Source organism: Helicobacter sp. T3_23-1059 (assembly GCF_053654515.1).
In genome coordinates, this window is the sequence record NZ_JBSIUV010000194.1 from 1 (window position 1) to 666 (window position 666).

Consider the following 666-nt stretch of genomic DNA (forward strand, 5'->3'; position numbering starts at 1 on the left):
AAATACATAAAACTAGCCAAAATAGATTCTATCCGCACGGATTTTATGCAAGTATATTTGCCACAAGAGATAACAACTTCAAAAATAGATTCTATACAAAAAGATTTGCCACAAACCACAATAGATTCTATACGAGTTGCAAACAACACGGCAAATACGCAAAACAATGCTTTTATAAATAATCATAGAGATATTTCTCGCTACGCGCTCAATATGACAAATGATATAGATTCTATGAAATCAACAAAATCTATGCAAACAGATTCTATGCAAATGTTTTTTACACAAAATGCAATAACTTCCCAACAAACAGATTCCACGCCACAAGCATTTGACAAATCCTCACGCTACAATAAACTAAAAAAATCAAACGACTTAGAATCAATAAACTTAGAAGCAAAAGATTTAGGCAGGGTAACTGCCACAGGGCATAAAGATATAAACGCAGAATCTAGGGAAAAATATCAAAGCGGAAACTACATAGATAGCACTATGCTAGAATCAAACCCAAATGCAAATGGCGATATAACAAGTATTTTAAAAATCCTCCCAAATGTCCAATACGACACAAGGCAAAATTCTAGCTCCACACCGGGCGAAATCGACCCTGCAAATATCCAAATCTCTGGCGGGCTTTATTATCAAAACAATTTCCAACTTGATGGA

1 pseudogene is annotated in these 666 nt (G+C 34.7%); it reads left to right on the forward strand.

Annotation, left to right across the window (positions count from 1 at the left end):
- Positions 1-213 precede the first annotated feature (213 nt).
- Positions 214-666: pseudogene (locus ACWIX0_RS14005) on the forward strand (hypothetical protein); the annotation flags it as partial.